Below are 14,865 nucleotides of genomic sequence, written 5' to 3' on the forward strand. Positions count from 1 at the left end.
GATGCCCGAGCTCGCCCAGCGCCTCGCCAACGTCCAGGTCTCGCCCTCCGCCGCCATGACGGCGAAGGCGCGGGAGATGCGGGCACGGGGCATCCCCGTCATCAGCCTCGCCAATGGCGAGCCGGATTTCGCCACCCCCCGGCACGCCATCGAGGCCGCCTACCAGGCCGCCCTCTCGGGCGACACCAAGTACCCGCCGCAGGGCGGCACGCCGGCGCTGAAGGCGGCGATCGCGCGCAAGTTCAAGCGCGACAACAAGCTCGACTACGGGCCGGGCGAGATCCTCGTCGGCAATGGCGGCAAGCAGGTCATCTTCAACGCCTTCATGGCGACGCTCGACCCGGGCGACGAGGTGGTGATCCCCTCGCCCTTCTGGGTGTCCTACGCCGACATGGCGAAGGTGCCGGGCGGCGTGCCGGTCACCGTCTCCTGCCCGCAGAACAACCGCTTCCTGCCGCGGCCGGAGGATATCGCGGCGGCGATCACCCCGCGCACCAAATGGGTGATGCTGAACTTCCCCGGCAACCCGACCGGCGCCGTGCCCTCGCGCGCGCTGCTCGCCGAGATCGGCGAGGTGCTGCTGCGGCATCCGCAGCTCTGGGTGCTGTCGGACGACATGTACGAGCACCTGCTCTATGACGGGCACCGCTTCTCGACCATCGCCGAGGTCACGCCGGGGCTGAAGGACCGCACCCTCACCGTCAACGGTTGCTCCAAGACCTATGCCATGACCGGCTGGCGGATCGGCTTCGGCGGCGGGCCGGCCAAGCTGATCAAGGGCATGTTCAACATGCAGGGCCAGGCGACGGCGGGCGTCTCCACCGTCGGCCAGGCGGCGGCCGCGGCGGCGCTGGACGGGCCGCAGGAGCTGGTCGAGGAGCATCGCCGCATCTACGAGCAGCGGCGCGACCTCGCGGTCGAGATGCTGAACGCCGCGCCCGGCGTCACCTGCCACAAGCCCGAGGGCGCCTTCTATGTCTTCCCGAACATCGCCGGCTGCCTCGGCCGGAGGACCAAGGGCGGACGGCAGATCGAGACGGATACCGATTTCGTCGCAGCGCTGCTCGAGGAGAAGCATGTGGCGGCGGTGCAGGGCGCGGCCTACGGCATGTCGCCGCATATGCGCATCTCCTACGCCACCGATACGGCGAGCCTGACCGAGGCCTGCGGCCGCATTCAGGAATTCTGCCGCGAGCTGTCCTGAACCAGTGGGCCGCCCGATGCTGCGACCAGGCCGCGATGACGACGCCGCGGGCTTCGTCGCCCTGATCGGCGCCTGCTGGGCCGAGTATCCGGGCTGCGTCCTCGATGTCGATGGCGAGCTGCCGGAGCTGCGGGCCCTGGCCAGCCACTACGCGGCGGCGGGCGGCGCGCTCTGGGCCGCCGAGCGGGACGGCCGCGTGGTCGGCATGATCGCCGCCCGGCCGGGCCCTGAACCGGGCGCGTGGGAGATCGGCCGCCTCTATGTCGAGGCCGGGGCGCGCGGCAGCGGCCTCGCCGCGGCCCTGCTCGCCGCCGCCGAGGCGCGGGCCCGGGCCGGCGGCGCCGAGCGCCTCCTCCTCTTCTCCGATACGCGCTTCGACCGGGCGCATGCCTTCTACGAGAAGCACTCCTTCCTCCGGCAGGGCCCGGTCCGGGTGCTGGACGACCTCTCGCATTCCATCGAGTTCCGCTACGCCAAGCCGCTCCGCGGCGTCGCGGTGGAGGTGCTGGACGCGGCCGGCGCCGCCAGCGCCGAGCGGCGCCTGGCGGAGATCCTGGCGGGTTGCGTCGAGGCCGGCGCCAGCGTCTCCTTCCTGCCGCCGCTGGCGCCGGCGCGCGCCCGCGCCTTCTGGCACCGGGTCGCGGCCGATGTCGCGGGCGGGCGCAAGCTGCTGCTCGCCGCCTGGCAGGAGGGTGCGCTGGTCGGCACGGCGCAGCTCATCCTCGACATGCCGGAGAACCAGCCGCACCGCGCGGATGTGGCCAAGGTGCTGGTGGACCCCGCCGCCCGCCGCGGCGGGATCGGCCGGGCGCTGATGCGGCGGATCGAGGCCGAGGCGCTGCGGCTCGGCCGGCGACTGCTGGTGCTCGACACGCTGGCGGGCAGCGAGGGCGAGGCGCTCTACCGCGCCATGGGCTGGCAGGAGGTGGGTATCATCCCCGGCTTCGCCCTGGATGCCGCCGGCGCCGAGCACGCCACCATGATCTTCTGGAAGCGGCTCGATCCCTGACGGCGACGGGCTTGCTTCAATCCTGGCGTGCAGCCGGCGCAGCCGGCTGAGCGCCCGAACGGGCGCCGCCGCCAGTGTGGCGCAGCCAAGCCACCGGAGGTGGCGCCGGCGAGTGAGGGCATCGATGTGGCAACATCAATGCACGCCGGTATCAGAGGAAACGGTCGAGCCGCGCCAGCACTTCCTCCGGCGCCTCCTCGGCGAGGTAGTGCCCGCTGTTGACCGCCCCGCCCTCCACCGGCCCGGCGGCGTAGTCGCGCCAGATGGCCAGCGCATCGTACCAGCGCGGGATCGCGCCCTTGGCGCCCCAGAGGGCGAGCAGCGGGCAGCGCAGCTTCTCCCCGGCGGCGCGGCTGGCGCGGTCGTGCTCGAGGTCGATCGCCGTCGCGGCGCGGTAATCCTCGCAGATGGCGGCGACGGTGCCGGGCTCGCGCAGCGCCGCCAGGTAGTCCGCCCGCGCCTCGGGGTGGAAGAAGCCCTTGTCCTTCGGCTCGCGCGCCGTGTGCAGGTCGAACCAGTCCTCCGTGTCGCGCAGGATCATGCGCTCGGGCCGGTCATGCGGCTGGGCGAGGAAGAACCAGTGATAGTAGCCGAGCGCGAATTCCATCGTCGTGCGCTCGAAATGCGCCAGGGTCGGGATGATGTCCATGGTGCAGAGCGTCTCGACCGCCTCCGGATGGTCGAGCACCAGCCGGTGCGCGACGCGGGCGCCGCGGTCATGCGCGACCAGGCGGAAGCGCGGATGGCCGAGGTCGCGCATCAGCGCCACCACGTCCTTCGCCATTTCCCGCTTGGCGTAGTGGCGGCTGTCCGGCGTGACCGGCGGCTTGCCGCTGAAGCCGTAGCCACGGATATCGGGCGCGATGACGGTGAAGCGCCTGGCGAGCGCCGGCGCCACCCGATGCCACATGGCATGGGTCTGCGGGTTGCCGTGCAGCAGCAGCAGCGGCGGTCCCTCCCCGCCCCGGCGCAGGCGGATGCGCTGGCCGTTCGCCTCGCGCGTTTCCAGCGTGAACCCCTCGAAGAACATCGGCGCCTCCTCCGGCGGCATCCTGCAACGCGCCGGACCACCCGGCCAGCGGTCAAGGGGCCGGCACCACCGCGACGGAGGGCGCCGCGTCCGTCGCCTGCGGCGCCACCGCTGCCCAGCCCTCTCCGTCCCAGGCGCGGGCGAAGACCTCGACGCCGCCATCCCGGGCGATGCGGATCTCGTTGAAGGCATTCGGCTCGCCGCGCAGCCGGCGGGAAGTGGTGGTGGCCGAGAGCACCACCGTCAGCGGCCCTTCCGCGCGGGTGCTGGCGGCGGCGGTGCCATGCGCCCGCACGCCGGCCTCGCGGGCCGGCTGCGCGATGTCGGCGACGTGCAGATGCCCGGACAGCACCAGCCGCACCCCCTCCCGCGCGAAGGCGGCCAGCGCCCGGGCGGCGCCGCCGACGGCCCGCGCCATCGGGTCGGCCTGCGGCGGCAGGAAGGGATGGTGCGCGACGACGATCCGCACCAGGCCCGGCGGCAGCGCCGCCAGCCGGGCCTCGCAGCGGGCCAGGCGCTCGCGGCTCACCCGGCCGCGCGACCAGTCGAGGTAGAGGCCGGCGCGCCGCGCCGTGTTCAGCCCGACGACGCCGACGCGGCCATCCCGGAAGACCGGCTCGACCTCCGGCGCGACGTAGCGGCGCCAGCGGGCATAGGGATGCAGGTAGCGCTGCGGCCGCCAGTAATTGACGAGGTCGTGGTTGCCAGGGACGGCGAGGACGGGCGAGCGCAAGCCGTCGAGAAAGCGGCGGGCGGCGAGGAACTCCTCATGCCGGGCGCGCATGGTGAGGTCGCCGCTGATGGCGACGAGGTCCGGCGGGGCGCGCCGCAGCTCCGCCACCAGGGCGGCGACCACCTCGGGGCGCTCGGCGCCGAAATGCAGGTCCGAGAGATGCGCGATGCGGTACATCGCTCAGCCCGGGAGGCCGCGGCTGCGACGCCAGGCGGTATGGTTCGGCGGCATGGCCCTGCCTCGCATGGTTCCGCCTCAACAGGCGGGCACCGCCCGGGTTCGCCATCGCTGATGGGGTGGCCGGGCATGGTTGGTTGGCCGGGGCCGGTTGACCGCCGCCGCCGCCCGCGCGAGCCTTCCGGCCCCGATGCCAGGAGGAATGCCATGTCCGAGGATAGCGCCCTGTTCGACAAGGGCCTGCCCATCCGTCGCGAAGTGCTGGGACCGGACTATGTCGACAGCTCGATGGCCAAGGCCGACGAGTTCATGATGTCCTTCCAGCGCGCCACCACCGCCTGGGCCTGGGGCTGGGCCTGGGGCGACCCGACGCTGGACCGCAAGACCCGCTCCATGCTGAACCTCGCCATGCTGACCGCGCTCGGCAAGACGCCCGAGATCAAGCTGCATGTGAAGGGCGCGCTGAACAACGGCCTGACGGTCGAGCAGATCAAGGCGGTGCTGCTGCACGCGACGGCCTATTGCGGCATTCCCGCCGGCCTCGACGCCTTCAAGGCGGCGCATGAGGTGCTGGTCGCCGAGGGTGCCCTGCCGGGCAAGAAGTGATGCCCTCCCCCATCAGGCGCATCGGCTTCGTCGGCATTGGCAACATGGGCTGGCCGATGGCGGCCAACCTGGTGAAGGCGGGCTTCGAACTCGTGGTCTGCGACGCGGTGCCCGGCCGCGGCGCGCAATTCGCCGGCGAGGTGGGCGGCACGGCGGTGGCCGACCCGGCCGCGGCGGCGAAGGGGGTGGATGCCCTCGTCACCATCCTGCCCACCAGCAAGCAGGTGGCGGAGGTCGCGGCGCAGGTCATGCCGGCGCTGGCCGAGGGGACCCTGGTCATCGACATGACCAGCGGCCAGCCGGCCCGCACGCGCGAGATCGCGGCGCGGCTGGCCGAGCGGGGCATCCCGATGATCGATGCACCGGTCTCGGGCGGCGTGCCGCGGGCGAAGTCCGGCGACCTCGCCATCATGCTGGGCGGCGAGGCGGCGGCGCTCGACCGCGCCGAGCCGGTGCTGAAGGCGATGGGCAGCAGCCTCTACCGCTGCGGCGGCGTCGGCGCCGGCCAGGCGATGAAGGCGCTGAACAACCTCTCCTCGGCCGGCACCTTCCTCATGGGGATCGAGGTGCTGCTGATCGGCCAGCGCTTCGGGCTCGACCCCGCCACCATGGTGGACGTGCTCAACGCCTCCTCGGGCATGAGCAACAGCAGCCAGCGCAAGTTCAAGCAATACGTGCTGAACCGCCGCTTCGACGACGGCTTCGCGCTGGAGCTGATGGTGAAGGATCTCGGCATCGCGCTCGAGGTGGGGCGGGAGACGGAGACGCCGGTCCCCTTCTCGGCGCTCTGCCGGGAGATGTGGGCCGCGGCGCTGGCCTCGCTCGGCCCGGGGCACAACCACACCGCCCTTGCCCAGCTCTCGGAGAAGCTCGCGGGCGAGATCCTCGGCGGCAACAAGTGATACCGGCCCGGCGCCCGCGCGCCGGGCCCCATGCAGCAACGATACCGGGAGGAAGGGACCGCCGATGACGACAGCGCCCCAATGGGACATCTACGCCATCCGCTACGGCCGCCACGAGCGCGAGGCGCAGAGCAATTTCCTGCTGCCGGTCGCCGACCCGCACGACGCCATGCCGCTCGACTACTATGTCTGGCTGGTGCGCAACGCCGAGGGGCATGAGATCGTCGTCGATACCGGCTTCGACGCCGCCTGCGCCGCCAGGCGCGGCCGCAAGCTGAACCGCAGCGTCGCCGACAGCCTGCGCGCCATGGAGTGCGACCCGGCCCGGGTGCGCGACGTGGTCGTGACGCATCTGCACTACGACCATGCCGGCAGCATCGACATCTTCACCGGCGCGCGCATCCACATTCAGGACCGCGAGATGGCCTTCGCCACGGGGCGGCACATGTGCACCGCCTGCATCCGCCTGCCCTTCGAGGCGGACCATGTGGTCGCCATGGTGCGCGCCCTCTTCGCCGACAAGGTGCAGTTCCACGACGGCGAGGGCCAAGTGGCGCCGGGCGTCACCGTGCACCGCGTCGGCGGGCATTCGGACGGGCTGCAGGTGGTGCGGGTGGAGACGGCGCGCGGGCCGGTGGTGCTGGCCTCGGACGCCATGCATTTCTACGCCAACAACGCCACCGGCAACCCCTTCCCGATCATCTTCGACCTCGGCGCCATGACCCAGGGCTGGCGCATCGCGAAGCGCCTCGCCGGCGGCGACGAGACGCGGGTGATCCCGGGCCACGACCCGGCGGTGCGCGCGCGCTTCCCGGCGGTGCCGGGCCAGGATGGCGAGATCGTCGCCCTGCACCTGCCGCCGGTTGGCTGAGGCGGCGCCGGCTCGCCTCGCTCAGATCCGGTTCAGCACCACCGTGACGAGGAAGAAGCCGAGCAGCGCCAGCCCCATGGAGAGGCCCGGCCAGTAGGGCCGGGCCCCGCCCCGCACCAGCAGGGCATTGGCGCCGAGCGAGAGGATCAGCCCGGCCACCGGCTGCGACCAGGGCAGCTTCCAGAACCCCCAGCCGAGCAGGAACAGCCAGAAGCCGAAGGCGGCGCGGCCCATGAAGTGGAAGACGCGGTCGGCGACCGCCGCCGATGGCCGCAGCCCGGGTGTCGAGCAGCGCGCCTCGATGACGCCGGCGAGGGAGAGAAGGATCAGCGCCGCGATATAGACCTGCATCCCGAGGGTCTAGAGCGTGATCGCCCGCGGTGGAAACATCGAAGGCGTGAATCACGCGACACAACAACAAGCTAGACCATGGTCCGCGAACCCGGGTGAACGGATCATGGTCTAGCCGCTTGGCCGCCGCAGACCAACGGACCGGTCGCTCGACCGGTCCGGGGCCCCGAACGGGCCCGCATGCGATCACGCAGTCGGGCCATCGGCATGCCGCGAAGCCGGCGCCTATTCGATGCGGATATGCGCCGCCTGGATCACCTCGCGCCAGCGCGCCGCCTCGCCGCGGATGGTGGCCGCGGTCTCCTTGGGCCGGCCGCCGATCGGCTCGAGCCCGAGCTCGGCCAGGCGGCGGCGGAAGCCCGGCTCGGCCAGGATGCGGTTGGTCTCGGCATTGAGCCGCGCGACCACCGGCGCCGGCAGCCCGGCCGGCCCGGCGAGGTAATTGAAGGCCGCGGAATCGAAGCCCGGCAGGGTTTCCGCGATGGTCGGCAGGTCGGGCATCAGCGTCGAGGGATGCGCGCTCGCCACCGCGACGGCCCGCACCGCGCCGCTCGCCCGGTGCTCGACGAAGAGCAGCAGGGTGTCGATGAGGAAGGAAATGCGGCCGGCGATCAGCTCCTGGATCGCCGGGCCGCTGCCGCGGAAGGGCACATGCGTGACCTCGATCCCGGCGCGCAGCTTCAGCATCTCGCCGGCGAGGTGGGAGGAGGCGCCGATGCCCGAGCTGCCGAAGGTCAGCTCGCCCGGCCGCGCCTTCGCCAGCGCGATCAGCTCCGGCACGCTCCGCACCAGCAGGGCCGGGTTCACCACCAGCAGGTTCGGCGCGCTGACCAGGCTGACGACGGGGGTGAAGTCGCGCTCCGGATCATAGGGCAGGCTGGGCATCAGGCTCGGATTGACGATCTGCGGGCCCGGCGTGCCGTAGAGCAAGGTGGTGCCGTCCGGCTTCGCCTTGGCCACGGCATCCGCGCCGATGGTCGCGCCGGCGCCGGGCCGGTTCTCCACCACCACCGGCTGCCCGAGCGCCGGCCCCAGCCGCTCCGCCAGCAGCCGCGCCAGCAGGTCGGAGGCGCCGCCCGGGGCAAAGGGCACGACGAGCCGCAGCGGCCGCGTCGGCCAGTCCTCCGCCGCTGCCCTTGCCCCTGCCCTTCCCCCTGGCCCTGGCCCGGTCGCGGCCAGCAGCCCCGCCAGGACGCCCGCCGCGCCTCGCCGTCCGATCCGCATGGCCGTTCCATCCCATCCTCGTGCCGGGCAGGCTCCGGGAGAGGCGATGGGGTGTCAATGCGGCGGGGCTGTGGGGTCGCGTCCGACGCGAAGCTGGCCTAGGCTTGGCGGCGACCCCACCCATTCCAGCAGCCGAGAGCGACGAATGCCCGACAGCACCATGCCGGATGCCACGCGCCTGAAATTCGGCGTCGGCCAGGCCGTGCCGCGCAACGAGGACCCGGTCCTGCTGCAGGGCCGCGGCCGCTACACCGACGATATCAGCCTCCCCGGCCAGCTCTACGCCGTGATGGTCCGCAGCCCCTATGCCCATGGCGTCATCCGCGGGATCGATACGGCGGCGGCGAAGGAGGTGCCGGGCGTGGTCGGCGTCTACACCGCCGCCGACCTCGAGGGCCATGGCTACGGCACCATGCGCTGCGTGCTGCCGCTGAAGAATGCCGACGGCTCGCCGCTCCGCAACATCGAGCGCGCCTCGCTGGCCGCCGACAAGGTCCGCTTCGTCGGCGATCCGGTCGCCTTCGTCGTGGCCGAGAGCCGGGCGGCGGCGAAGGACGGGGCGGAGGCGGTCTTCGTCGATATCGACGTGCTGCCCGCGGTCACCGACGCCGCCGCCGCCGCGGCGCCGGACGCGCCGCTTCTCTACGACCACATCCCCGGCAATTGCGTGCTCGACTTCCATTACGGCGATGCCGGCAAGGTGGCCGAGGCCTTCGCCGCGGCCGCGCATGTGACGAAGCTCTCCATCCGCAACAACCGCATCGTGGTCTGCGCCATGGAGCCGCGCAGCGCGATCGGCGAGTACGATGCCGGAACCGGCCGCTACACGCTGCATGTCGGCAGCCAGGGCGTCTTCGGCCTGAAGAACCAGATGGCGAACGACGTGCTGAAGGTGCCGCCGGAGAAGGTGCGGATCCTGACCGGCAATGTCGGCGGCAGCTTCGGCATGAAGGCCAGCGCCTATCCGGAATATCTCTGCCTGCTGCATGCGGCGAAGCTGCTCGGCAAGCCGGTGAAGTGGACCGACGAGCGCACCGGCTCCTTCCTCTCCGACAGCCATGGCCGCGACCACGAGGTGGATGCCGAGCTCGCCCTCGATGCCGAGGGGCGGGCGCTCGCGGTGCGGCTGACCGCCTATGCCAATATGGGCGGCTACCTCTCCACCGTGGCGCCGCTGATGGGCACCGGCAATTTCGTCAAGAACATCCAGTCGAATTACGCGACGCCGCTGATCGAGGTGACGACGAAATGCCTCGTCACCAACACCACGCCCGTCTCGGCCTATCGCGGCGCCGGCCGGCCCGAGGGGAACTACTTCTTCGAGCGGCTGCTGGAGCAGGCAGCGCGGGAGACCGGCCGGGACGCCATCGCGCTGCGCCGGATCAACCACATCAAGCCGGACGCCTTCCCCTTCAGCGCGCCCTCGGGCTCGGTCTATGACAGCGGCGACTTCACCGCGGTGCTGGAGCAGGCGCTGCAGGCCGCGGACTGGGAGGGTTTCCCGGCCCGCAAGGCGGAGAGCCAGGCCCGCGGCAGGCTGCGCGGCCGGGGGATCGGCAATTTCCTCGAATGCACCGCCCCGCCGATGAAGGAACAGGGCGAGATCCGCTTCGAGGCGGATGGGACGGTGACCATCATCACCGGTACGCTGGATTACGGCCAGGGCCACTGGACGCCCTTCGCCCAGGTGCTGCACCAAGCCCTCGGCGTGCCCTTCGAGAGCATCCGCCTGGTCCAGGGCGATTCCGACCTGCTGATCGCCGGCGGCGGCACCGGCGGCTCCAAGTCGCTGATGGCCTCGGGAGCGGCGATCGTCGAGGCGGCGCAGCTCGTCATCGAGAAGGGCCGGACGGCGGCGGCGCATATGCTCGAGGCCTCGGTCGAGGATATCGAGTTCGACCGGGACCCGCAGGGGCTCGGCCGCTTCACCATCGCCGGCACCGATCGCAGCATCGGAATCATGGAGCTCGCCGAGCGCATCCGCACCGCCAACAACCCGCCGCCCGACATGCCGGAGAGCCTGAACGTGCGGCATGTCTTCGGCGAGGCGCCGATGGCCTATCCGAACGGCTGCCACATCTGCGAGGTCGAGGTCGAGCCGGAGACCGGCCATGTCGAGGTGGTGCGCTACACCTCGGTCAACGACTTCGGCGTCATCGTCAATCCGCTCATGGTGGCGGGGCAGGCGCATGGCGGCATCGCCCAGGGCATCGGCCAGGCGCTGATGGAGAAGGTCGCCTATTCCGAGGAAGGGCAGCTTCTCTCCGGCAGCTACCAGGATTACTGCCTGCCGCGCGCCGGCGACCTGCCGGATTTCGGCTTCCTCAGCCATCCGACGCCCTGCCGCACCAATCCGCTCGGCGCCAAGGGCTGCGGCGAGGCCGGCTGCGCCGGCTCGCTGCCCGCGGTGATGAATGCCGTGGTCGATGCGCTCGCGGAATTCGGCGTCACCCATATCGACATGCCGGCGACGCCCGAGCGGGTCTGGCGCGCCATCGCCGATGCGAAGGCCGCGGCGTGAGGCCTGGAGGACATAGCCATTTGCGTGTGTAACCCATTCCATGCACCATGGAATGGTTGCAAAATCATCGAATAGGGGCGCGCGACGGCCATCGCGGCACCGGCCTGGGAACCAAGGCCCCCGGCCATGTGCTGTCGCGTTGCGCGCCGGATCGGGTTCGTCGAATCCGGTGGCCGAGGAGGGAGTGCAGGCATGACAAGGCTCACGGGACGCCGGGTGCTCGTCGTCGAGGACGAGGCTCTGGTCGCGATGCTGGTCGAGGATGCCCTTCTCGATGCCGGCGCGGCCGTGGTCGGTCCCGCCGCGACGGTGTCCGAGGCCCTGTCGCTGCTGAGCAAGGAGAATCCGGACGTCGCGGTGCTGGATCTCAACCTTGCCGGCGAAACCTCGACTCCGGTCGCCGATGTCCTGGCGCAGCGGGGCGTGCCCTTCGTGGTTGCGACGGGCTATGGCGCCGAGGGCCTGCCGCCGAGCCACGCGCATGTGCCGGTGCTCGCCAAGCCCTATGACCCCGACGACCTGACCGCCGCTCTCGGCCGGCTCTGCGGGTAATATCGACGCCCCTCGGGCGCCGGGCGCAAACCTCCGGTTCGCTTGGCTTCGCAGCATAAGCCGCAGGCCCTGTTCGGGGCCTCGGACCGGTCAAGGGACCGGACCGCTGGTATGAGGCGGCGCTTCGGCATCGCCCGCGCCGATCAGGGGGCCATGCGGACCGGCGGCCTCAGGTCGCCGCCGCGGCGAGGCCCTGGGCAGGCACGCGCTCGGGCAGCCAGAGCGAGACCACCGTCCCCTCCCCCGGCACGCTCTCGATCTGCAGCGCGCCGCCCGACTGCACCGCGAAGCCATGCGCCATGGCGAGGCCGAGGCCGCTGCCCTGGCCCGTCTCCTTGGTGGTGAAGAAGGGCTCGGTGGCCCGGGCGCGGGTCGCCGCATCCATGCCATGGCCGGAATCCGCGACGCGGATCCGCACATAGGCGCCGGGCGCCAAGCCCTGCGGATTGCCCGTGCCCAGCCGCTCGGCGGCGGCCTCCAGCCGGATCCGGCCACCCTGCTCGATGGCGTCGCGCGCATTCAGGGCGAGGTTGAACAGCACCAGTTCCAGTTGCGAGCGGTCGGCCTGCACCGCGGGCAGGCCGGGCGGGGCCACGATCTCCAGCCGGATGGCGGAGCCGAGCGGACCATGCAGCAGCGTCGCCACGCCCTGCAGCAGCGCGGGCAGCGTCACCGGCTCGGCCGCCAGCCGGTCCCGCCGGGCGAAGGCGAGCATCCGCCGCGTCAGCACCGCCCCGCGCTCCGCCGCCTGCAGCGCCACCCCCGCATAGCGCCGCACGCGGTCCGGCCGCTCGGCATTGTCCGCCAGCAATTGCAGCGCCCCGTCCAGCACCTGCAGCAGGTTATTGAAGTCGTGCGCGACGCCGCCGGCGATGCGGCCGAGCGCCTCCAGCTTCTGCGCCTCGCGCAGCCGCGCCTCCGACCGGTTGCGCTCGGTCATGTCGAAGAGGACGGAGTAGCTGAGGCGGAAGCGGCCCTCCGCGTCATGGTCGGCGCGGGCCCGCAGCAGCACCTCGACCACCTGCCCGTCGGCGCGGCGCATGCGGTACTCCACCTCCCGCACCTCGTCGCCGGTCTCCTTCAGCCGGGCGAGTGCCGCCTCCCAGCGCGTCGCGCTCTCGGGCAGCATGAACTCCCCGGTACGCCGGCCCAGCACCTCCTCCCGCCGGTAGCCGAGGAAGGCGAGCCATTCCTCGCTCACCCGCAGCAGCCGGCCCTCGGCATCGACCGAGTGGAAGGGCGCCGGCGTGCGGTCGTAGATGCGGCGCAGCTCGCCCTCGCGCGCCGCCAGCTCCGCCGTGCGGGCGGCGACGGCCTGCTCCAGCGCCGCCTTATCGGCGAGGAGCGCCGCCTCCGCCCGCTTCCGGTCGGTCAGGTCGAGGATGAAGGCGATGGTCTCCTCGCGCGCCTCGCCGATGAGGGTGAAACCGATCAGCACCGGCACGAGCGTGCCGTCCGGCCGCCGGTACTCCTTCTCATAGGGTTGGGAGATGCCGCTCTCGCGCGCCTCGGCGATCTTCGCCGCGTCGACCGGCAGCCATTCCGGCGGGGTCAGCGCATCCCAGCGCAGCGCGCCGGCCGCGAGCGCCGCCCGGTCATGGCCGAGCAGCCGCAGCGCCGCGTCGTTCGCATCCAGGATCCGGCCATGGATGTCGCCGCGCAGGACGCCGATCGGGTTGGCCTCCAGCATGGCGCGCAGCTCGGCCTCGTGGAGACGCGCCTCGGTGATGTCGCGGCTCACCCCCAGCATGCGGACCGGCTGGCCGGCGGCGTCGCGCAGCAGCCGTCCGGTGGCCGCGAGCCAGCGCTCGGACCCGTCGGAGGCGCGGTGGATCCGGAATTCGGCCGAGAGGCTCCGTTCCTCCCCCGCCAGCACCGCGTCGCGCGCCGCGAGCAGCGCCGCCCGGTCCGCCGGGTGCAGCCGGGCGGCCACCGCGGCGATGTCGGGCGGCGGCAACGCCGGGTCGAGGCCGAAGAGCGCGTATTGCCGCTCCGACCAGACCTGCCGGCCGCTGGCGAGGTCGAGGTCCCAGATGCCGATCCCGCCCGCCTCCTGCGCCAGGCGCAGCCGCGTCTCGCTCTCGCGCAGCGCGTCTTCGGCCGCGCGCCGCGCGGTGACGTCGCGCACCGCCCCGAGGGCGCGCGCCGGCCGGCCGGCCGCGTCGGCGAGGATCTCGCCGCGGTCGTGCAACCAGCGCACCCGGCCATCCGGCAGCAGGATGCGGTATTCCAGCGCGAAGGGGCCGGGCTGCTCGAGGATGCGGCGGAGGCGCTGGCGCAGCAGCGGCCGGTCCTCGGGATGCAGCCGCGCCAGCCAATGCGCGTAATGGCCCGGCCAGGTCTGGTCGCCCTCGGGCAGGATCTCGCCGTGCAGCGCGGCATATTCGCGCGTGGCCTTGCCGGTATCGGCCAGGATGTCCCATTCATAGGCGCCGATCTGTCCGGCCCGCTGCGCCAGGCGCAGCCGCTGCTCGCTCTCGGCCAGCGCCGCCTCGGAGCGGCGGCAATCGCCGAGCAGGCCGTCGAAGGCGCGTGCCAGCATCACCGCCTCGGCGAAGCCGCTGCCGGGCGGCAGCGGGTCGCGGCTGCCATCGGCCTGCTGCCGCACCGCGGCCTCGGCCTGCCGGCACAGCGGCCCGGCGAGCCAAGCGGCGGCGGCCCAGCCGAACAGGGCGGTCACCAGGCTGGCCCCGAGGCCGACCACGAGGATGTTGCGCTCCAGCGCCCGGGCCGGCGCGAGGGCCGTGCGGGTCGGCCGGCGGGCGACGATCTGCCAGCCCGGCCCGGGATCGCTGCCATCGGCCGGCATCGCCCGGCTGGCGGCGAGGAAGCCGGCGCCATCGGGAAAGGCCGTGGCGCCCTGCGCCGGCGCCAGCTCGGGCAGGGCGCGGCCGAGCAGCGGCGCGGGGCCGAGCAGCACGTCCCGGTTGCGCGCCAGGATCAGCATCTCCGGCTCCCCTGGCCGCTTCTGGCCGACCAGCGCGGCGATCCAGCGCCAATCAAGCTGCGCGACGACGATGCCGGTCACCTGGCCCGCCGCGTCGCGGACCGGCGCCGCGAGGTCGAGCAGCTGCCGCGGCCGCGCCTCCTTCGGCGGCTCGGCCAGCAGCCCGGCCTCGTGCACGTCCTCGACCACAGGGCCGAGCATCGCGGCCTGCAGGAAGGCCCGGTTCGCGAGGTCGCGTCCCTCGATCGCCTCGCGGCTGTCGAGGATCACACGGCCATCCGGAGCGACCAGGGCGAGCAGGCCGTAATCGGGGAAGCTGTCGTGCAATTGCCGCAGGATGGAGCGGCGCAGCGCCGGCGAGGCCGCCGTGTCCTGTATCAGGGGCAGGCCGGCGACGATCCGCAGGTCGCGCCAGCGCGCCGACAGGGCCTGGTCGAGCCGCTCGGCGAGACGCGATGCGGCGGCGTCGAGCGCCTCGTGCTGGCTCGCCTCGATGCGGCGCGCCGCCTCGTGCCCGGCGAGCACGCTGGTGCCCAGCGCGGCCAGCAAGGCGATGCCGCCGAATCCGACGGCAAGGATGACGCGGAGGGGGGGATGCGACAGCGCCATGGGCCGAAGAAGAACTCCCGCACGGCTCCCGTGGCGCCATGCTGCGCAATCACTTGGATGTCAAACCCGAGCGCTGCGGTCCGGTTCCCGGTCCGGCCTCAAAGACCGCGTGACGTAATGATCCTTCCT

The 14,865-nt window shown here is 72.5% G+C and carries 12 protein-coding genes; 7 read left to right on the top strand and 5 right to left on the bottom strand.

What is annotated here, in order from left to right:
- The first annotated feature begins 1 nt into the window (after position 1).
- Together HJG45_RS19275 and HJG45_RS19280 are read left to right on the top strand one after the other, a co-directional pair.
- Positions 2 to 1,204: a pyridoxal phosphate-dependent aminotransferase gene (locus HJG45_RS19275; RefSeq protein WP_171614022.1), complete on the top strand. Its 1,203-nt coding sequence runs from the start codon at positions 2 to 4 to the stop codon at positions 1,202 to 1,204.
- A gap of 16 nt (positions 1,205 to 1,220) precedes the next feature.
- Positions 1,221 to 2,213, top strand: coding sequence for a GNAT family N-acetyltransferase (locus HJG45_RS19280; protein WP_171614024.1), 993 nt, complete (start codon positions 1,221 to 1,223; stop codon positions 2,211 to 2,213).
- A gap of 151 nt (positions 2,214 to 2,364) precedes the next feature.
- On the opposite strand, the gene HJG45_RS19285 is transcribed toward HJG45_RS19280, so the two are convergent.
- The gene (locus tag HJG45_RS19285; protein ID WP_171614026.1) at positions 2,365 to 3,243 is read right to left on the bottom strand and encodes an alpha/beta fold hydrolase; all 879 of its coding nucleotides are present in this window, start codon (positions 3,241 to 3,243) and stop codon (positions 2,365 to 2,367) included.
- 52 nt (positions 3,244 to 3,295) lie between these two features.
- The gene (locus HJG45_RS19290; RefSeq protein ID WP_171614028.1) at positions 3,296 to 4,153 is read right to left on the bottom strand and encodes a metallophosphoesterase; all 858 of its coding nucleotides are present in this window, start codon (positions 4,151 to 4,153) and stop codon (positions 3,296 to 3,298) included.
- Between the two features lie 207 nt (positions 4,154 to 4,360).
- Between HJG45_RS19290 and HJG45_RS19295 the strand changes: the two genes are divergently transcribed.
- The 3 genes from HJG45_RS19295 (at position 4,361) to HJG45_RS19305 (ending at position 6,532) form a co-directional block, all read left to right on the top strand.
- The gene (locus HJG45_RS19295) at positions 4,361 to 4,759 is read left to right on the top strand and encodes a carboxymuconolactone decarboxylase family protein (protein WP_171614030.1); all 399 of its coding nucleotides are present in this window, start codon (positions 4,361 to 4,363) and stop codon (positions 4,757 to 4,759) included.
- Complete coding sequence (locus tag HJG45_RS19300; RefSeq protein WP_171614032.1) at positions 4,759 to 5,661, top strand: NAD(P)-dependent oxidoreductase; 903 nt, start codon at positions 4,759 to 4,761, stop codon at positions 5,659 to 5,661. Before HJG45_RS19295 ends, HJG45_RS19300 begins: the two co-directional genes overlap by 1 nt.
- A gap of 64 nt (positions 5,662 to 5,725) precedes the next feature.
- On the top strand, positions 5,726 to 6,532 hold the full coding sequence (locus HJG45_RS19305) for an N-acyl homoserine lactonase family protein (protein WP_171614034.1): 807 nt from the start codon (positions 5,726 to 5,728) through the stop codon (positions 6,530 to 6,532).
- Between the two features lie 21 nt (positions 6,533 to 6,553).
- Here HJG45_RS19305 and HJG45_RS19310 read toward each other — a convergent pair whose 3' ends face one another.
- Positions 6,554 to 6,883 (bottom strand): multidrug DMT transporter permease, encoded by a 330-nt coding sequence (locus HJG45_RS19310; protein WP_171614036.1) that lies wholly within the window; start codon positions 6,881 to 6,883, stop codon positions 6,554 to 6,556.
- A 225-nt stretch (positions 6,884 to 7,108) separates the two neighbouring features.
- Positions 7,109 to 8,107 (bottom strand): tripartite tricarboxylate transporter substrate binding protein, encoded by a 999-nt coding sequence (locus HJG45_RS19315; RefSeq protein WP_171614038.1) that lies wholly within the window; start codon positions 8,105 to 8,107, stop codon positions 7,109 to 7,111.
- Between the two features lie 145 nt (positions 8,108 to 8,252).
- On the opposite strand from HJG45_RS19315, the gene HJG45_RS19320 reads away from it, so the two are divergent.
- Both HJG45_RS19320 and HJG45_RS19325 read left to right on the top strand, forming a co-directional pair.
- Complete coding sequence (locus tag HJG45_RS19320; protein ID WP_171614040.1) at positions 8,253 to 10,628, top strand: xanthine dehydrogenase family protein molybdopterin-binding subunit; 2,376 nt, start codon at positions 8,253 to 8,255, stop codon at positions 10,626 to 10,628.
- A gap of 192 nt (positions 10,629 to 10,820) precedes the next feature.
- Entirely contained in the window at positions 10,821 to 11,180 is a 360-nt protein-coding gene (locus HJG45_RS19325; RefSeq protein ID WP_171614042.1) for a response regulator, read from the top strand.
- 169 nt (positions 11,181 to 11,349) lie between these two features.
- Here HJG45_RS19325 and HJG45_RS19330 read toward each other — a convergent pair whose 3' ends face one another.
- Positions 11,350 to 14,736, bottom strand: coding sequence for a PAS domain-containing protein (locus tag HJG45_RS19330; RefSeq protein ID WP_171614044.1), 3,387 nt, complete (start codon positions 14,734 to 14,736; stop codon positions 11,350 to 11,352).
- Positions 14,737 to 14,865 lie beyond the last annotated feature (129 nt).

Origin of the sequence: Roseicella sp. DB1501 (assembly GCF_013112485.1) — a bacterium.
Taxonomy (GTDB): Bacteria; Pseudomonadota; Alphaproteobacteria; order Acetobacterales; family Acetobacteraceae; genus Paracraurococcus.

Bases quoted from the DNA above. Each gene is read 5' to 3' on its own strand.
- HJG45_RS19275 (WP_171614022.1), top strand. From the start codon at position 2: ATGCCCGAGCTCGCCCAGCGCCTCGCCAACGTCCAGGTCTCGCCCTCC.
- HJG45_RS19280 (WP_171614024.1), top strand. From the start codon at position 1,221: ATGCTGCGACCAGGCCGCGATGACGACGCCGCGGGCTTCGTCGCCCTG.
- HJG45_RS19285 (WP_171614026.1), bottom strand. From the start codon at position 3,243: ATGTTCTTCGAGGGGTTCACGCTGGAAACGCGCGAGGCGAACGGCCAG.
- HJG45_RS19290 (WP_171614028.1), bottom strand. From the start codon at position 4,153: ATGTACCGCATCGCGCATCTCTCGGACCTGCATTTCGGCGCCGAGCGC.
- HJG45_RS19295 (WP_171614030.1), top strand. From the start codon at position 4,361: ATGTCCGAGGATAGCGCCCTGTTCGACAAGGGCCTGCCCATCCGTCGC.
- HJG45_RS19300 (WP_171614032.1), top strand. From the start codon at position 4,759: ATGCCCTCCCCCATCAGGCGCATCGGCTTCGTCGGCATTGGCAACATG.
- HJG45_RS19305 (WP_171614034.1), top strand. From the start codon at position 5,726: ATGACGACAGCGCCCCAATGGGACATCTACGCCATCCGCTACGGCCGC.
- HJG45_RS19310 (WP_171614036.1), bottom strand. From the start codon at position 6,883: ATGCAGGTCTATATCGCGGCGCTGATCCTTCTCTCCCTCGCCGGCGTC.
- HJG45_RS19315 (WP_171614038.1), bottom strand. From the start codon at position 8,107: ATGCGGATCGGACGGCGAGGCGCGGCGGGCGTCCTGGCGGGGCTGCTG.
- HJG45_RS19320 (WP_171614040.1), top strand. From the start codon at position 8,253: ATGCCCGACAGCACCATGCCGGATGCCACGCGCCTGAAATTCGGCGTC.
- HJG45_RS19325 (WP_171614042.1), top strand. From the start codon at position 10,821: ATGACAAGGCTCACGGGACGCCGGGTGCTCGTCGTCGAGGACGAGGCT.
- HJG45_RS19330 (WP_171614044.1), bottom strand. From the start codon at position 14,736: ATGGCGCTGTCGCATCCCCCCCTCCGCGTCATCCTTGCCGTCGGATTC.